Raw genomic sequence first — 18,279 nt, forward strand, 5'->3', positions numbered from 1 at the left:
TTCTGGCGCTCCCCGTACAGTCCAGCGCATAACGCTCCCGGAAAACTCATGCGCAAGACTTAAAGGACGGATCGCTGTCTTTATGGGATGAAGAATCACATCAGCAGTACAAGAGGTATGCTCAAGAAACATTCCTGAACATACCCTAGCAGCGTGGATAGAACAGGCCCCACGCAGCAGTGTCACTCATGCAGGCCCGGCGCTTCGCGTCCGGTCCGTGCCACATACTCGCTATAGCCGCCTTCATAACGGTGCAGACCGTCCGGCGTCACTTCCAGAACACGGTTTGATAATGCCGCCAAGAAATGACGGTCATGGGACACAAACAACATTGTGCCTTCATAATCCTTCAACGCATTAATCAACATTTCTTTCGTCGCGATGTCCAAATGGTTGGTCGGCTCATCCAAAACAAGGAAATTTGGCGGATCATACAGCATCAATGCCATCACAAGCCGCGCTTTCTCTCCGCCGGAAAGAACACTACAGGCTTTATCGACATCATCTCCTGAAAACCCGAAGCCACCGGCCAATGAACGCAATGCCCCTTGCCCTGCTTGCGGGAAGGCATTTTCCAGCACCTCAAAAACCGTTGAACTACCATCCAAAAGGTCCATGGCATGCTGCGCAAAATAGCCCAATTTCACACCGCCACCGAGAGATACAGCCCCCGAATCAGGCTCCATCGTACCTGCAGCCAGCTTCAACAGGGTGGACTTACCCGCACCGTTTACACCCAAGACACAAATACGCTCTTGGCGCCGGATCAGCACATCCAGCCCCTGATAAATCACACGCTTACCATAGCTTTTATCCACGCCACGCAATGTCGCTACCGCATCACCTGAACGCGGCGCTGGACGAAACGCAAAAGACAAGGTCTGACGGCGTTTCGGTGGTTCAACCCGGTCAATTTTATCGAGTTTTTTAACCCGACTTTGCACCTGCGCCGCATGGGATGCACGCGCCTTAAAACGCTCAATAAACGCTATTTCTTTCGCCAACATCGCTTGTTGACGTTCAAATTGAGCCTGCTGCTGCTTTTCATTCTGCGCACGCTGCTGCTCATAAAACTCATAATCGCCGGAGAAACTGTTTAACGTACCCCCGTCGATTTCAATGACTTTATTAATAATACGGTTCATGAAAGCACGGTCATGCGAGGTCATGAGCAACGCACCATCATAGCCGCTCAAGAACTTTTCCAACCAAATCAGACTTTCAAGATCCAAATGGTTGCTCGGCTCATCAAGCAGCATAACATCAGGTTTCATCAACAAAATACGCGCCAGCGCAACACGCATTTTCCAACCACCAGACAAACGCCCGACGTCACCGTCCATCATCTCTTGTGAGAAACCAAGGCCATGCAAAATTTCACGCGCCCGGCCATCAAGCGCATAACCGCCCAACTCCTCAAACCGCGCCTGCACTTCACCAAAACGCTCCAGAATAGCGTCTAGCTCATCCATCCGCTCCGGGTCTGCCAACGCCGCCTCTAAAGCCGCTAGCTCTGTCCCCGTTTCTGCAACTGGCCCAGCACCATCCATGACTTCCGCCACAGCACTCCGCCCCTGCATCTCCCCAACATCTTGGTTAAAAAAACCGATGGATACGCCCCGATCGACCAAGACCAACCCATCATCAGGTGCTTCCTGCCCTGTGATAAGACGGAAAAGAGTACTTTTCCCCGCACCATTCGGCCCAACAAGACCGATTTTCTCTCCTTTAAGGAGAGCCGCCGAAGCCTCAATGAAAATGACCCGATGGCCATTACGCTTACTAATATTATCGAGCCGAATCATGGGACCTCAAACACGGAACACAAACTATCCCGCCCCCAAACCATGCTCAGCCCCATACAGCAAGGCAAAGTTTGCGTAAGAAAAAGCGTACCCCCGCACCATCAAGGCCGATTGCCTCGCCGAACGCACACAGCACGACATCTCAGAACACACATCCGCAAAACTGAAGCCATAAATACGCCGCTTCTACGCATTACGGCGGATGGTCAAAAGCTTTCACTTCTCACCATCCGCCGCACAGCAAACACATTATTGTGGCACGGTCATGCCTGAAGCACAGCGCCATAAAGCAGCACCTTCAACCATGACCAAGCACACATCACATCGTTAAAGACTTATGCACGCTCTTGAGCGCGTTCTTCTTCTGCCACGATGTAATCAACCGTCTGAATCTTGAGGCTCAGAATAGCATGATCCTCTGGGTTCGGACGGTTCAACGGCAGAAGCGCATTACCCGCCGTCCAGCGCATGTCTGATTCCAGATCAAGGTTGTTCCAACCATCAAGATGTTCCATCTCGCGGTGTGCTGTAACAGGCGTTCTTGCATTCCACTCAAAGATGGAAACATCGCTAACACCAACACCAAGCTGACGACGATCATCCCAGAATGCACCAACAATGTCACATGGGCGAGACGCACGAGACATAATGCGCACGGCCTTTACATCGCCCGGCAGCATGAAAACAGCATGACCATTCGTCTCACGCAGCTTCTGCAGCACCAAACCCGTATCCGTCTGCAAGAACACGTCTGCATCCTGCGTCAAACGCGGCGCCGGCTCTTGTGAAGCCAAACCATTTTGAACAGCACGCTGCTCAATGTCACGGAAAATCGGCTCAACAAATTCTGGGCTTGTGCTCAGCGGTGCAGCAGCATCGCTCTCCCAAGATTTTCCCTTGTGGCCCAAGAAGTGAATCTTGCCATCATGGAATGAGGAACGATTGCCCGTATCCAGGTAGCTTTCTGTCAACATGCCATTCGCCATGATCACAGAATGATTGGCCGTCTCAACATGGTAGTAATCATAAGAAGCAAAGTTCTTATCATAGAAGACTGAACGACCATTCACGAGCATACGTGCAGGTACAAACTGACCTTCAAACAAGAAGCAGTGCTCAGACGTGACCAAAAGATCCTTAGATGGCACACCTTCCGCAATCGCATCCTTCAAGATACGTACAGGATAGCCAGCCTGATCATTCGCACCGTCGGCCTTCACGACATGGCGCGCCGTGCCAACCCACGTCACCTTATCGGCAACAGGCTTGCCATCAACGAATATCGTGATCTCATCGCCAACATTAATATATTCAACAGCGACTTGGCCCGACGGCGTTTCAATCATGCTACCAGCCAAGAAGCAGGTGATAACACCACCATTTCCATCAGACTGCGTGAAATTATACGTATAAGCTACGGGGCTACCCCAATGGAAAAAGTCCAACGCGGCATACTGTGGTGAGCCATTCTGCCTTAAATTAAAGACGTCACCCTTAAGCGTGATCGTACGCCCGACCCCAAGAACGCCAAGAACGTCAACCCCATCCCCAATAACGGTCGTATTCGTGACCGGGTCAAATGTTGCTGGGATCGAGCGCGCGCTCGGGAAGTCCATCACAAAGTTTGGCGGGAACTTGCTGGTAGAGTTCCCATTGCTATCAATGAAAGAGACAGGAACGTTTAATACACCAACAGAAATACCTGTAGGCTCAACCTTAATCTTTCCTCCTGCTGGACCAACTTTAATATTTTGTACAGCAGATACGCTTAAAACATTCCCTTGAATATCAAGAACGCCACCGTTCACGACGGTATTCACGTTCAGGTTTACATCCAAAAGACCGCCATCAACCTTAGCGGTCGCGCCATTTTCAACAACCAAAGACGAACCCGATGTAAAAGGGCCGAAGTTATTGGAAATACTTACAACAACCGGATCACCCTTCGGAGTATTTGCCGTCTTTGTGACAACAATCTTCTTAACTCCATTAAGTTCACGCAAGAAACCAAAGTCACCACTACTGTAAACTGTAGCAACACCAGAGTTGAGACTATACAAAGCACGCGTCAAAATTTTTCTCCCGAAAGGTAGCATACCGAAGCATGTTGTGTTTGCTAAAAACAACCATATCGAACAAAGAAACAAAAAAGCAAATATTTTTTGCCCATTATATCAATTTGAAATATTCAAATGCCCAATAACATAAGAAATATTTCCATATAAATTAGAAATGTTTTGATAAAAAACTACCATTTAATTATTTTAACCATAACAATTTAAGTAAATTACATGTGTTTATATAAAATTAAACAATTTATTTTCATTAATACGAATAAATACCAATATATTAGGTTAAAAATATAAATAAATACGGAAATATTGTATATATTGTTGTTTTTTATTATTAAACACACCTTCCCCGGAATTCATTTTATTACTTTATTTTTTCATCAATTATTGAAAATAAATCACCTCTATAACAGCGCCAAAAATGCCTCAATAACCCCACTGCGATAATGCTCTTTGTGACACAAACCCCAAATCGGACGCCCACCCAAACCCCATAAAAGTTGATGCAAACGCCCCTCCTGCAGCGCCGAATCAACAACAAGCGATGACAAAGCACTCACCCCACACCCAGCTTCAACAGCCGTACGCACACTTTCATTCGATGGCAGGACTAACGAAACATCCAAATCCTCACCACACACACCTACCCTCGCCAAAGCCGCTTCCAAGGAGGAGCGCGTTCCTGAACCCTCCTCACGCATGACCCATCGCGCACGACGCAACCACTCTGCATCTACCTCGTCCGCACACGCCTCATTCTGCACCAAAATCAGACGATCTTCCCCCACAACCCACTGCGCCAAAGCCGGGTGATCCACACGCCCCTCCACAATGCCTAAATCGACACGCCCTTCCAAAACATGCTGAGCTGCTTGCTGCGTATTCCCCTGTAAAACTTCAACAACTACATGCGGATAACGCTCCCGAAACGCCGTCAAAACGCGTGGAAGCCAATACCCCGCAATCGTTTGACTAGCGACCACCCGTAAAGTGCCCCGGCGCAAACCACTTAACTCAGCCAAGACCTGCTCAGCACGATCAGCCCGCCCCACAACAGCGCGCGCTTCCTGCAAAAAATCGCCTCCCACCTCCGTCAGGCGGATCCCCCGTCCCACACGATGAAACAGCTTCACCTTGTGCCGTTCTTCTAAAGCCGCAATAGCGGCTGAAACTGCCGATTGCGTCATATGCAAAGCCTGCGCCGCCGCCGTCATATGTTCACGTTCAGCCACAGCGATAAACACACGCAATTGCTCCAGCGTCATGCTGAGCTTCCTTCAAAATCATCGTAAAAATCGATTAGAATCATCATAATGAGGCGTTGGATTGATGATTTACTCTCCTTGTATCCTGCACACAAGGAGACAACACATGACGCCACATCACCGCGCCACACCGTACATACCATCCGCAGCACAACTTTTACCGGGCATCGCGCTCTGCCTTCTCGTCACAGGCGGAGCCTATTCTGTCGCTGAAGCTGAGCATCTTTTTTTAGGCCACCCCGGCATCGAAGCCATGAATCTGGCCATCCTTATCGGCGCCACCACACGGCACCTCATCAAAACACCACCACACACAGAAAGCGGCATTCTTTTTTGTGCAAAGCCTATGCTTGAAGCCGCCATTCTCCTCTTAGGCGCCTCCATCAGCGCAACAGCGTTACTTCACGCTAACCCCTATCTCTTGATTAGCATCCTTGCACTTGTCGTCATCACTATTGGAGCAAATCTAAGCATTGGCTTGGCCTTCAAGCTGCCTTTCACACAAGCAGCGTTAATCGCATGCGGCAACGCCATCTGCGGCAACTCCGCCATTGTCGCTGTGGCCCCCCTATTAAAAGCAAAGCACTCCGATATTGCGGCCTGCATCACCTTCACCGCTCTGCTGGGCGTCCTCGTTGTCTTATTGCTGCCGTTATGCGCACCGTATTTCGGCATGAATGAACTCGCCTATGGCACATTTGCGGGACTGACCGTCTATGCCGTCCCACAAGTCGTTGCCGCCACACACCCCATCGGCCAGACCGCACTACAAACCGGCATGTTCGTCAAACTCGGCCGGGTCCTACTTCTGGGACCTACCTGCTGCGTAATGGCCCTCATACAACGGCGCCGCACACACTCCCCAGAACATGTCTCCCTTACCCGCTTTTTACCATGGTATATTCCGGGCTTTGTCATCCTTATGGTGTGCCGCTCCGTAGGACTAATCCCGGAACAAGCCCTCCTACCTCTACAGCACAGCGCAACATTCCTGACCGTACTCGCCATGGCAGCACTCGGGTTACGGATTAACCTCCACGAAGTCTTCCAAAACAATATCAAAATCTTAAGCGCCGCAGCACTATCGGTACTAACGCTCATCACCAGCGCATTATTGATAACGCACTGGCTCTATGGCAGCTAAAATAAAATCCAGAGCAGACTAACCCTCTAGTGATTGCAGTTCATACAAGCGGCGATAAATCCCACCTTCCTGCGCAACCAATTCCGCATGTGTACCATCTTCACGCAGTTCGCCTTGGCTAAAGACTAACAAACGGTCCAACTCCACCACGGTCGACAAACGATGAGCAATCACAATCACCGTTCGATCTTTCATCAAACGCCGCATCGCTTCTTGCACCTGCGCTTCCGATTCAGAATCTAAGCTCGACGTTGCTTCATCAAAAACCAAGATTGGCGCATCGGCCAAAAATGCCCGGGCAATTGCCACACGCTGCCGCTCACCACCTGACAGCTTCACGCCGCGCTCACCAACCATGGTGTCATAGCCCTCAGGCAAACGTTCGATAAACGCTGCGGCATTCGCCTGATCCGCCGCCTGCTCGATCTCTTCACGTGAAGCACTGGGCCGAGCATAAGCGATATTCTCAGCCAGAGTACGGTGGAACAAAATAGGCTCTTGAGGAACAATCGCAATGCGTGACCGCAGGTCAGACTGCCGCACATGTGCAATATTCTGCCCATCCACCAAAACGCGCCCATCCGTCACGTCATATAAACGCTGCAAAAGCTTTGTGAGCGTCGTTTTCCCAGAGCCACTCGGCCCCACCAAAGCCACACGAGAACCCGCCTTAATCGTCAAATCCAAATCATTATAAAGCGGCTTTTTCTGCCCCGGATAACAAAAGCCAACATGCTCGAAACGAATTTCACCGCGTTCAATCTTTAACGGTTCTGGCTGCACAGGATCAGCAATAGCAGGCTCTCGCTGGAAAACAGCCACAAGCTCTTCCATCTCATTCACCGAGCGCTGCACTTGGCTCACCTGCTGCCCCAAATCACGCAAATACCCTTGGATGAGGAAAACCATCGTCAGAACATAGGCAATATCACCTGGTCCAGCCTTGCCCTGCCACCACAACCACACGGCCAAACCAATCATCAGCATGCGCATACCGAGAGAGGCCAAAGCCTGTAAATTTGCGCTATTCGTCCCACGGATCCATGTCCGCAAAGTACGCCCACGCCAACCACGAACAACACGATGCAGGCGCTTTTCCTCACGCGCTTCCGCACCAAAAGCCCGCACCACGGCATTACAGGTGACAGCATCCGCCATTGCCGCCCCCATTTTCGTATCCCACGCATTCGCGGCACGCGCGGTCGGCGCCACATAACGCAACGTCAACATAATGGAGAGCCACGTAAACAGTACAACAAAGAGCCCTAAAGCCGCTCCCATCAACGGAGAGCGTACCGCCAGAACCACCGTCGTCCCCAATAGTACCAATACTTCCGGTACGATAAGCAAAAGCAGCGTGTCATCCAGCGTATCAATCGCCCAGATACCGCGCGTCAAACGCCTCACCGTGGAACCAGCAAATGTATTAGCGTGCCAATCCGTTGAAAAACGCTGTACCCGCGCAAAAGCCGTATCCGCGATACGCTGCATGATCGCCAACGTCAGATGCGAAATACCAATATAAGAGGAACGGCGCCCAAACAGCCCGACCAACCCCAAAACGATCAGACCCGTCACCATCAGCGTCGCATCATCCCGCAACGCTAACAGAGCTTTATCCACCGTCACACCCGGCCCAGCCGTATGTTGGGAAATATCCGTGACCAAACGCCCCGCCAAAACTGGCGTCGCAATATCCGCAAGCGTGGCCATAAAAACCCCTGCCAGCGTCTTTGCCAGCAAGGACGGATGGTCTAACCACCGACGCACCACAAAGCCGACAACTTCCGTAAAAGGAATGTCAATTTTACGTCCCTCACGTTGCTGAGCAGACAAGACAGATGAATCTTTAGACACAGGATACTCCACCGCCCTTGTCCAAAAACAGGAGCAGCTCTTCATTCAGTCGATACTAATTGTCATCCATAGTGCCGGATGACCACAATATGAGGCAATGCCCTTACGCACGCCCTCGCCGGTAGCGCAACGTATCAATCAATAAAGACAATGCCGCAGAATTCTGACGTTTCGCCGGATAATACAGATAATATCCCGGGAAAGCCGGGCACCAATCCTCTAACACACGAATAAGCCGCCCATCCGCCAACTCCTGCGATACGCGGTCTTCCATCACATAAGCCAAACCAAAACCACCCATCGCCGCACGGATAATCATGTTCACATCATCAAAAGCAAGCTGCCCATCACAACGTATGCGGTATTCACGGCCATTTTTCTCAAACTCCCACGCATAAAACGTGCCTGCACTCACAAAGCGCATATTAATACAGCGTTGGTCGCCTAAATCTTGTGGCGTATGTGGAATAGAGTAACGAGCAAAATATGAAGGTGCACCGACAACGGCCATCCGTAGGTCAGGCCCTATTTTCACGGCCACCATATCCTTCGCCAGCGCTTCTCCCAAACGTACCCCTGCATCAAACCGTTCAGAAACAATATCTCGAAAGCCAGAATCCAGACTCATCTCCAAATGCAAATCCGGATAATGCGGCAAAATCGCTGCAAGCTTAGGCCATAATATGGTTTGGGCCGCATGTTCAGATGCCGTAATGCGAATATGCCCCGCTGGTTTGTCTCTTAACCGCCCCAAAGAGGCAAGCTGTGCAGCAATCCCATCAAAAGCAGGCTGTAGCGTCTGTAATAACTGCTGCCCAGCCTGCGTTGGGGCAACACTCCGTGTCGTACGCGTCAGAAGCGCAATTCCTAACCGCTCTTCCAAACGCCGGATAGTATGGCTCAATGCAGACTGAGACACCCCCAACCGGGCTGCAGCCCGAGTAAAGCTGCCTTCCTCGGCCACAGTCACAAACGCATTCAGATCGACAAGATTATCCCGTTGCATTCATGAATTGTATTCATAAGAACATTCAATATTCAACGTATTCTCTTCTTATAAAACATTATTGTACCTTTCAAAACACAAAACATACCTGCTCGAACCACCTTCCCCTCAAGCAAAATTGTCTCACCCTAGGAGTACAATATGCGCGCAACTTTCATGCATAATGCAGGCGATGTCCGCATCGAAAATACGCCTGATGCAACTCTCCAAAAACCAACAGATGCTGTCATCCGCGTCGTCAGAGCTTGCATTTGCGGCAGTGACCTCTGGCCGTATAATGACATGCAAGCAGGGTCTACTCCACGCCCTATGGGGCACGAAGCCATTGGGCGCGTGGAAGCTATTGGCCCAGACGTACACCGCATCAAAGTCGGTGACCTCGTCATCATGCCCTTCGCATATTCAGACGGCTCATGCCTTTTTTGTGATGAGGGCCTACCAACCTCATGCCAGCATGGCGGATTTTTCGGTCATGACCCCGCAGTAGGTGGTGCACAAGCCGAAGCGCTGCGTATTCCCTTAGCTGATGGCACTCTTTACCCGATAGATGCACCCCATGACGATGCCATGATGGCATCGCTCCTTACCCTCTCTGACGTCATGGGTACCGGCCACCACGCAGCTCTGTGCGCGCATGTCCGCCCCGGAAAAGTGGCTGCCGTCATTGGAGATGGAGCCGTAGGCTTATGCGGCGTCATCGCCGCCAAGCGTCTCGGCGCTGAACGGGTTATCATGCTCGGCCGCCACCCATCTCGCTTAGCTCTGGCACGTGATTTCGGCGCAACAGATATTGTGAGTGAACGTGGAGAAGCTGCAATCGAACAAGTCCGCGCCCTCACAGGCGGGCATGGTGTACACTCCGTACTCGAATGTGTTGGCGCTCAAAGCGCTATGGATACAGCCATCGGCATCGTCCGCCCCGGCGGGGCAATTGGACGCGTTGGTGTGCCACATTATGAGAACATCACCGGCAGCCCCAAAAGCTTTTTCGATAATATCACGATTTCCGGTGGCCCTGCCCCCGTACGAAGTTACATCGACGATCTTCTGCCAGATGTCCTCGAAGGGCGCATCCAGCCGGGCCGTGTCTTTGATCACACTGTAGACCTCAACGGTGTTCCCGCCGGCTATCGCGCAATGAACGAACGCTCATCCCTCAAAGTAATGGTACGCCCATGACACATGTGACCGTTGTGATTGGTTCCGGCTCTATCGGCGTGGCTATTGCGCGCCGTGTCAGTGCCGGTAAACATATTCTTCTCGCTGATTTGCGCGAAGAAACAGCGCAAAAAGCCGCTCAGACCCTGCACGACGCTGGCTTTTCTGTCAGCACAGCAGCTGTAGACATTACCCAGCGGGAATCCGTTGCGACATTGGTCAACACAGCTACAGCCCTCGGGAGCATCACTGGCGTCATCCATGCCGCAGGCGTTTCTCCGTCACAAGCATCCCCCTCCACCATTCTGGATGTTGATCTCTACGGCACAGCACTTGTGCTCGAATTATTTGGCAATGTCATTGCACCATACGGCTCTGGCGTCGTCATCGCCTCTCAATCTGGGCATCGCCTCGGTGCCTTAACAGCCGAGCAAGACAAAGCTCTAGCAACGACGCCAACAGAAGACCTCCTCAACTTACCATTGTTACAGCCAGACCAAGTCTCAGACTCTTTACATGCCTATCAGCTCTCTAAACGCGCCAATGCCTTGCGGGTCCGCGCTGAATCGGTGCGTTGGTCTCAGCGCAAAGCCCGCATCAACACCATAAGCCCGGGAATTATTATAACGCCCCTCGCAAACGATGAGCTCTCCGGGGAGCGCGGCGCAGGGTACAGACGGATGATAGACCTTTCTCCCGTCGGGCGTGCAGGTACCCCCGATGAAGTCGCAACCGTTGGTGCCCTCCTCATGGGCCCCGCTGGGGCATTCATCACCGGCAGCGATATTCTAATGGACGGCGGGGTAACGGCCAGCTTCTTCTATGGCCCGTTAGCACCAAACGCCTAACATCTCTGGCTCTGCCGTAAGCTTTTCCACAACACAACTGATGCACGGGAACTCCCCCCCCTCTCGTGCATCACGCCAAACATCAAAAGACCTTCAAGCGAACATCATATACGGGAAAACCTCGCCTATCATGCTGTGGCGCGATAAGATGCCGCCATGACCAATAACGCGCCGAAAACCTTACGTACATCCAAGCAAAAGCCCCCTAAGGCCATGAGCTTGAAGGCCGTAGATGCTTTTATCCGCGCACTCGCCGCAGCAAACCCCAACGCTGAGAGTGAACTGATCTACAATAATACGTTTGAGCTTTTGGTCAGCGTCGTACTCTCCGCTCAAGCAACGGACGTCTCAGTTAACAAGGCCACACGCGCCTTATATGAACGCGCTCCAGACGCACAAAGCATGGCCGCCCTTGGGGAAGACGCTATTGGCGACTATATCCGCACCATTGGGTTATGGCGCAGCAAAGCCAAAAACGTTGCCTTGCTGAGCGAACAACTTCTTACCCTTTATAATGGTGAAGTTCCTTCTGATCGGGACGCGCTCGAAGCCCTGCCCGGCGTTGGACGCAAAACAGCCAATGTTGTCATGAACGTTGCCTTCGGTGCTGACACTATGGCCGTAGATACGCATATTTTTCGTATCGGAAACCGTACTGGCCTTGCCCCCGGGAAAAACACGCGCCAAGTCGAAGACGGCCTCGTCAAACGCATTCCAAAAGAATTACTGCGCCAAGCCCATCATTGGCTTATTCTCCATGGACGTTATATTTGCAAAGCGCGCCGCCCAGAATGCTGGCGCTGCACCGCCACCGAATGGTGCACCTACCCCGACAAAACCCGCGACACGTCCAAAGCTAGATAGTACAGTTCGATACTCGGGGTGGACGTCGGGGGTGCTTTGAGCCTTTCGGAAGATGGGCAAATAGATCATTATCCTATCAAGCGAATACGCTGTTCGTGAAGCGAACTTCCGTCAGATGATGCCTTCTCGTTGCGAATGCGTGCATATCCAACAGGATCGACACCCACTTGTCTTTAACGAGATTCTTTTCTCTCATCATCGAGTAGCCACCCATTCGTTCGGAACCAAGCGATCTCGTCGCACAAAGTTTCCGCAACTGGACGAAATATCAGACCCAACTCAGCTTTGCTCTTGGCTACGCTGAAACGCGACCGTTCGTTTTCAGTCGATAAGGCACGGGCTGTGGCCCAACTGAACAAGACTGGTTTACGGGTCAGACGCGCCTTGATCTCGCTGAGCATTGCAACTGTATAGAGCATGGCCAGTGGCAGCCGCCTCGAGGGGACTTCAACGCCGAGTGCCTCCCCGATTAACGGTAAAAGTTCTTTCATCGCAAAATGTCGACCGGCGGCAAGGTAGCGTTCGCCTCGACGCCCCTGCCGATGCGTTATGATCATCGCCTTCGCTACGTCACGTGCATCGACCAGACTGACTGACCCTGGCGGCACACCGGGAAGCTTTCCACGCGCTACGTCGAGGATTGTTTGCCCGGCAGAGGTCGGCCCCATGTCACCGGGACCATGCATCCAGCCCGGCAAGACCATCGCAGCCCAAAAATCGGAGTAGCGGTCGAGGAAACCTAACACTTCCTGATCAGAGAGGATCTTGCTGCGATAATAGTCGTCGGCATGGCGCTCATCGCGCAGCATGGTCTCGTCAACGACCTTACCACGCGGTCCACGCAATACGGCGATCGAACTGGCATGCACGAAACGACGTACACCTGCAGTATAGGCCCGCTCCAACAATGCACGCGTTCCCATTACATTGGCAGCGTGCAGCTTCGACCAGTGACGTCCTCCGGTATAGGAATCACGAAAATAGGCGGCAGTGTGAAAAATCACGTCAACGCCTACCAATGCTGGTGCAAACGCTTCTACATCGAGCATGTCACCGGTAACGATCTCGATGGTCAATCCATTGAATTGCTGTTTTGCTTTCTCCGGCGAACGGACCAAAGCACGGACACGAAAGCCCTGTATCAGCAACGCGCGCACCAGATTATTACCCAACAGACCGGTCGCACCGGTCACAAAAGCAAGCGGTGTCTGACCAGTTGAAAACGCATTCATGTCAAAAGCTCCATAAAAAGGAGCTTTCGTCTATACGTGTGAACCATGGTTCATAGTCAAGGACAAGAAGCCCATGCTGATCGGAGAATTTTCAAAGCGAACCGGACTCAGTATCGCAACGATCCGGTTCTATATTCGCAAGGGGTTGCTTGCGCCTGAGGACGGGCGGTCAGGGGGCCGTAATCCATATGCACACTTTATAGAGCGTGATGTGCAGATCGCCGCGATGATCCGTTTCGGTCAATCCCTCGGCATGTCACTCAAGGAAATTGCCAAGGTCCAGAACGAGATGCAGCAAGCTGACATATCCCGCGAACGCACCGTGGAGCTTATGGACTTGCAGTTGCAGGCGATCGAACTCAAAGCCAAAGATCTGAGGGTTATGGCCGACTACCTGCGTACCAAACGTGACTGGATTGCCGCTGGAAAGCTTGGCGACGAACCGTCACTGGCTTGTAACGCACTATCTCGTTAAAAAAATCATCACATGGCCGGTCCAAAATCAACGGAGAGCCATGCATAAGCCCTGCCCCTCAGTCCAACACTACGCCGAATGACCGCACGCGCTAAACACATTCCAACCTGTTTCTTGCACCAAGCGTTCCAGCGCTAATGTTCCAAGCAAGGAATTCCCTTGCGCATTCAAACCGGGGGACCACACCGCGACCGAAGCCACACCGGGCGTAATCGCTAAAATACCGCCCCCAACACCAGATTTTCCCGGCAGCCCAACACGAATAGCAAACGCGCCCGAACCATCGTAATGGCCACACATCATCATCAAAGCGAGAACCGTCTGGGCATGACGCCGGGACATCACGCGCTCTCCCGTCCGTGGGTTTATACCCCCCGTCATGAGGTAAGCCCCCATTTCCGCCAGTTGGCCACAGCTCATTGTCAGCGCACATTGATGGAAATAAAAATCCAACGTCCGCTCAACCGGGTTTAAAATATTATCGAAATTCCGCATGTAATTACCAAGGGCCAAATTGCGGAACCCCGTCTCAGCCTCCTGCTGCGCCATCTCCCGATCAATAACGACCGATGCCGGATCACGCGCCAGCGGGCGCAGAAGATTCAATAACGCATCTTCAGCACCCGTGCGCCCAAAACAAGACACCAAAATATCCGACACAACAATCGCACCGGCATTAATGAATGGATTCCGTGGAATACCGTGCTCACTCTCCAACTGAATAATCGAGTTGAAAGCACTCCCCGAAGGTTCCTGCCGCACACGCTGCCACAGGCTGTCCCCCACCGCATCCAACGCTAACGTCAGCCCAAACACTTTCGAGACACTCTGAATAGAAAAAGGCTCATCCGCATCACCAAAACGATGAAACGTTCCGTCAGCCTCAATAACAGCCATGCCAAATTTGGACGGGTCCACACAGGCCAGTGGCGGAATATAATTAGCAACCTGCCCGCGTTCCACGACACCCCGCATATCGTTAACAATACGCGGAAGAATTTCCTGTAACGCCGTCATTGCCTAACCTCCTCAGGGGACACAACCCGGTGGTCCACAACCTTGCCAACAATCACCAATGCCGGAGAAGCGACACCAGCCTCCAGCGCCAAGCGCGGCAATGTCCCCACAGTTCCTACCAACACGCGCTGATCTGGCTGCGTACCACGTTCGACAATGGCTGCCGGCCAATCATGGGGCAAACCATGCTCAGACAACCCATCCATCGCACGCTGTAACGACGAAACCCCCATATAAATCACAACCGTTTGTCGACGGTCCGCCATATCCTTCCAAGGCAAATCCAACACGCCATCTGCTTTGGCATGCCCCGTCACAAACAAGCAGGCCTGCGCACAATCACGATGCGTCAGCGGAATACCGGCATACGCCGCACAGCCACTCGCTGCCGTAATCCCCGGTACAACCCGGAAGCGCACTCCTGCTTCCAGCAAAGACTCAATTTCTTCACCCCCTCGGCCAAAGATAAAGGGATCCCCACCCTTCAGCCGTAAAACACGCTGCCCCGCATGCGCATGACGCACCATCTCTGCATTAATCTCTGATTGCGGAAGAGTATGTCGATCACGCTTTTTGCCAACAAAAATTAACTCAGCATCCCGGCGCACACGCCCCAATAAAGCAGCAGGCAGCAAATTATCGTACAACACAACATCTGCATTTTGCATGTAGTGCAGCGCCTTCAGCGTCAACAAATCCGGGTCGCCCGGCCCTGCCCCAACAAGCCACACTTCCCCCGCCCGCCCATACCCATCGAGCAAACTCTGTAAAACACAGTCAGCCCCAACGTGATCTCCAGCGCGTGCGGCATCAGCCCCCGGACCATCCAAAAAATCTTCCCAAACACGCTTCCGGTCTTGCGTTTCTGGCCAGCGCGCTGAAACACGCGGCCGCCGAGACTGCATATACTCTGCCAAACGCCCTGTGCCTTCAGGCAACCATGCCTCAATTTCTTGACGCAAGCGCCGGGCCAAAACTGGCGCACCACCCGCAGTAGCAATGGAGACACGCACCATGCCACGGCGCACTTGCGCTGGCGTAATAAAGGTCGAAGGCTCAGGGTCATCCACTGCGCATACCGGAATACCCATGCGCTCTGCCATCGCCGCTACCACGCGGTTCACCGCCCGATCATCCGTCGCTGCATAAACAAGGCGACACCCCGGCATTAAACCCTCCAGAAGCGCCTCATCAACACGCCCACCAACATGGAGTGCCTGCCCAGAATCAACCCATTCCTGCACACCCGGGATCAACCGATCCGCCACGATCTCAATACGCGCACCGTGATCTAACAGGAGCCGCCCTTTATTAATGGCCACTTCACCGCCACCCACAAGCAACACACGTGCCCCTTCAATACGCACCGAAATCGGGAACCATCCCGTTTCAATCGGGGAAAGGGGTTTATCAGCGTCCATCTTGTCCATCAGTCTTGCAAGTCACGGTCTTTCTCTCACTATACACAGCCACTCAGCCGCGCAAAGGACCACAAGAAACATCCCCTTAGCCTTGCCGTCTTCGCTCGCGTCAGATACCTCATAAACATAAGATTTTTATGGCGTGTCATTACTTTATCACTATGCCACCACCCACAGTAGAACACGCCCAAGGAGACCCATGGACGCGACCAACACCGCAGACAGCCACCTTTCTCATCACAGCATCGAGAAAAGACTGACCTTCCTGCGCGAAGCTTCGCGCCTAAAGGATGTGCTGCGCCGAGCCTATACACTCAATGGCTTACCGGAAAGCACTGCCGCTCATAGCTGGGGCTTATGCCTCATGGTTATGACATTCGCAGACCAGCTCCCTCCAGAAATCGATCTTACAAAACTCTTCAAACTCTGCATTCTACACGATCTCGGTGAGGCTATTCACGGCGATATTCCCGCAACCTCACTAACAGCATCCGCCACCAAAAGTACGCAAGAACGCACCGACCTACTGACCGTCATGGAAACCTTACCGGACGACCTTAAAGCCGATTTTTTAGCCCTCTGGGATGACTACGAGAACGCCACCTCAGCCGAAGCAAAACTCGCCAAAGCCTTCGATAAGCTCGAAACCATCTCCCAACATATCAACGGTACAAACCCTGACGATTTTGACCACCGCTTCAACCTGCATTACGGCCGAAAATACACCGATGGCACCCCACTCACCCGCGCCATACGGACCATCTTGGATGAAACAACCACGCGCCTCAGCGCCACCCCTTAAGGCCTGACCACTATGAACCAGCCCCGCATCGCTGTCCTTATTCCGTGCTATAATGAAAGCGTTGCCATCGGGCAGGTCATCCAAGACTTCCGTCGCGCCCTGCCAGATGCCCCAATTTATGTCTATGACAATAACTCGACCGACAATACCATTGCGGTCGCCCAAGCGGCCGGTGCCCTGATCCGTACCGAAACGCTTCAAGGCAAAGGGCACGTCATCCGCCGCATGTTCGCGGATATCGATGCTGATTATTATGTCCTCGTCGATGGTGACGCCACTTATGAAGCTGCCGCCGCCCCACGCCTCCTCGCCCTAGCACAAAGCCAAGGTCTGGATATGGTCAATGCCGCCCGTGTGACTGATCAAAGCAGCGCGTATCGGCGCGGCCACGTCACCGGAAACCGCGCCTTAACCGGTATCGTCACCCATATTTTCGGACGCCGCCTTACCGATATGCTGTCCGGCTATCGGGTCTTTTCCAAGCGTTTCGTGAAATCTTTCCCAGCCTTGTCATCCGGCTTTGAAACCGAGACAGAACTCACCGTGCATGCTCTTGAACTCTGCATGCCCATTGGGGAACTCCCCACGCGCTATAGCGAGCGCCCTCCCGGTTCCACCTCAAAATTACGTACCTACCGCGACGGCTTTCGCATTTTAAAAACAATCCTCACCTTAGTGAAGCAAGAACGTCCCATTCTTTTTTTCAGTACGCTGGGCTTTTCTCTTAGCTTACTTTCTGTCGCCCTCGGCGCTCCAGTCATCATGACCTACTTAAAAACAGGCCTCGTCCCACGCCTACCGACCGCCCTGCTCTCCACGGGCCTGATGACACTATCCGCCTTATCTTTCACCTGCGGACTCATTTTGGACAGCGTTACACTCGCGCGCAAAGAACAGAAAAGAATGATTTATCTCTCTTACGCCCCACCCCCACACAACATAATGTAACCATATATTAAATTTTAAGTTAATAAATAAAAATTAATAACAACAGACATCATATTGTCATCTATATTATTAGTATAATTTCTTCATCGATATATTTTTTATAATTAATTAAATAAAAAATATATCACTATACTTAAATAATACACCAAAAAAATTTAAAATTACTCAAATAAAATTAAAATAAATACCTAAATAAAACCTTCACATAAATCATGTTGTTTTTTTTATATCCCTGAAATATTTCAAACACACCGCACAGGACGTTATGAAGACATAAGCAATGAGTAATGTTGATCTGTTTTCAAATTGAAATGTGCAAACTAGACAACAACTCGGAAAAATTCGATGCATATAAAAAAATATAT

The 18,279-nt window shown here is 51.8% G+C and carries 16 protein-coding genes; 8 read left to right on the forward strand and 8 right to left on the reverse strand.

All coding sequences use genetic code 11. From position 1 onward, the window contains the following. Nucleotides 1-182: 182 nt before the first annotated feature. Nucleotides 183-1,805, reverse strand: a complete 1,623-nt coding sequence (locus tag KB213_RS00150) for an ABC-F family ATP-binding cassette domain-containing protein (RefSeq protein ID WP_211679734.1) — start codon at nt 1,803-1,805, stop codon at nt 183-185. 202 nt (nt 1,806-2,007) lie between these two features. Between KB213_RS00150 and KB213_RS12990 the strand changes: the two genes are divergently transcribed. Further along, entirely contained in the window at nt 2,008-2,136 is a 129-nt protein-coding gene (locus KB213_RS12990) for a hypothetical protein (protein WP_282958304.1), read from the forward strand. A gap of 4 nt (nt 2,137-2,140) precedes the next feature. Here the strand turns inward: KB213_RS12990 and KB213_RS00155 are convergent, their stop codons facing one another. Both KB213_RS00155 and KB213_RS00160 read right to left on the reverse strand, forming a co-directional pair. Continuing rightward, the gene (locus tag KB213_RS00155) at nt 2,141-3,877 is read right to left on the reverse strand and encodes a Hint domain-containing protein (RefSeq protein ID WP_211679736.1); all 1,737 of its coding nucleotides are present in this window, start codon (nt 3,875-3,877) and stop codon (nt 2,141-2,143) included. A gap of 404 nt (nt 3,878-4,281) precedes the next feature. After that, nucleotides 4,282-5,142, reverse strand: coding sequence for a LysR substrate-binding domain-containing protein (locus tag KB213_RS00160; protein WP_211679738.1), 861 nt, complete (start codon nt 5,140-5,142; stop codon nt 4,282-4,284). Between the two features lie 106 nt (nt 5,143-5,248). On the opposite strand from KB213_RS00160, the gene KB213_RS00165 reads away from it, so the two are divergent. Then, nucleotides 5,249-6,286 carry a YeiH family protein gene (locus KB213_RS00165; protein ID WP_211679740.1) on the forward strand — a complete coding sequence of 346 codons (1,038 nt, stop codon included), beginning with the start codon at nt 5,249-5,251 and terminating at the stop codon, nt 6,284-6,286. 18 nt (nt 6,287-6,304) lie between these two features. On the opposite strand, the gene KB213_RS00170 is transcribed toward KB213_RS00165, so the two are convergent. Then, nucleotides 6,305-8,188, reverse strand: coding sequence for an ABC transporter ATP-binding protein (locus tag KB213_RS00170; protein ID WP_211679742.1), 1,884 nt, complete (start codon nt 8,186-8,188; stop codon nt 6,305-6,307). A 58-nt stretch (nt 8,189-8,246) separates the two neighbouring features. Further along, nucleotides 8,247-9,149 carry a LysR family transcriptional regulator gene (locus KB213_RS00175; protein WP_211679744.1) on the reverse strand — a complete coding sequence of 301 codons (903 nt, stop codon included), beginning with the start codon at nt 9,147-9,149 and terminating at the stop codon, nt 8,247-8,249. 141 nt (nt 9,150-9,290) lie between these two features. Here KB213_RS00175 and KB213_RS00180 point away from each other — a divergent pair, with 141 nt between their 5' ends. The 3 genes from KB213_RS00180 (at nt 9,291) to nth (ending at nt 12,019) form a co-directional block, all read left to right on the forward strand. Then, entirely contained in the window at nt 9,291-10,328 is a 1,038-nt protein-coding gene (locus tag KB213_RS00180; RefSeq protein ID WP_211679746.1) for a zinc-dependent alcohol dehydrogenase family protein, read from the forward strand. After that, complete coding sequence (locus KB213_RS00185) at nt 10,325-11,155, forward strand: SDR family oxidoreductase (RefSeq protein ID WP_211679748.1); 831 nt, start codon at nt 10,325-10,327, stop codon at nt 11,153-11,155. Before KB213_RS00180 ends, KB213_RS00185 begins: the two co-directional genes overlap by 4 nt. A 213-nt stretch (nt 11,156-11,368) precedes the next feature. Next, a complete protein-coding gene (gene nth, locus KB213_RS00190) occupies nt 11,369-12,019 on the forward strand; it encodes an endonuclease III (RefSeq protein WP_211680521.1) in 651 nt (216 codons plus the stop codon). A gap of 173 nt (nt 12,020-12,192) precedes the next feature. Here nth and KB213_RS00195 read toward each other — a convergent pair whose 3' ends face one another. After that, the gene (locus KB213_RS00195) at nt 12,193-13,251 is read right to left on the reverse strand and encodes an SDR family oxidoreductase (protein ID WP_211679750.1); all 1,059 of its coding nucleotides are present in this window, start codon (nt 13,249-13,251) and stop codon (nt 12,193-12,195) included. Between the two features lie 73 nt (nt 13,252-13,324). Between KB213_RS00195 and KB213_RS00200 the strand changes: the two genes are divergently transcribed. Next, the gene (locus KB213_RS00200) at nt 13,325-13,726 is read left to right on the forward strand and encodes a helix-turn-helix domain-containing protein (RefSeq protein WP_211679752.1); all 402 of its coding nucleotides are present in this window, start codon (nt 13,325-13,327) and stop codon (nt 13,724-13,726) included. 69 nt (nt 13,727-13,795) lie between these two features. Here the strand turns inward: KB213_RS00200 and KB213_RS00205 are convergent, their stop codons facing one another. Together KB213_RS00205 and cysG are read right to left on the reverse strand one after the other, a co-directional pair. Next, on the reverse strand, nt 13,796-14,743 hold the full coding sequence (locus KB213_RS00205; protein WP_211679754.1) for a glutaminase: 948 nt from the start codon (nt 14,741-14,743) through the stop codon (nt 13,796-13,798). Beyond that, nucleotides 14,740-16,164 (reverse strand): siroheme synthase CysG, encoded by a 1,425-nt coding sequence (cysG, locus tag KB213_RS00210; RefSeq protein WP_211679756.1) that lies wholly within the window; start codon nt 16,162-16,164, stop codon nt 14,740-14,742. The genes KB213_RS00205 and cysG overlap by 4 nt, the downstream gene beginning before the upstream one ends. A gap of 199 nt (nt 16,165-16,363) precedes the next feature. On the opposite strand from cysG, the gene KB213_RS00215 reads away from it, so the two are divergent. Beyond that, nucleotides 16,364-16,966, forward strand: coding sequence for an HD domain-containing protein (locus KB213_RS00215; protein WP_211679758.1), 603 nt, complete (start codon nt 16,364-16,366; stop codon nt 16,964-16,966). Nucleotides 16,967-16,978: 12 nt separating this feature from the next. Then, on the forward strand, nt 16,979-17,914 hold the full coding sequence (locus KB213_RS00220) for a glycosyltransferase family 2 protein (protein WP_211679760.1): 936 nt from the start codon (nt 16,979-16,981) through the stop codon (nt 17,912-17,914). The last annotated feature ends 365 nt before the right edge of the window (nt 17,915-18,279 follow it).

This window comes from Neokomagataea anthophila, from assembly GCF_018122595.1.
GTDB classification, from domain to species: domain Bacteria; phylum Pseudomonadota; class Alphaproteobacteria; order Acetobacterales; family Acetobacteraceae; genus Gluconobacter; species Gluconobacter anthophilus.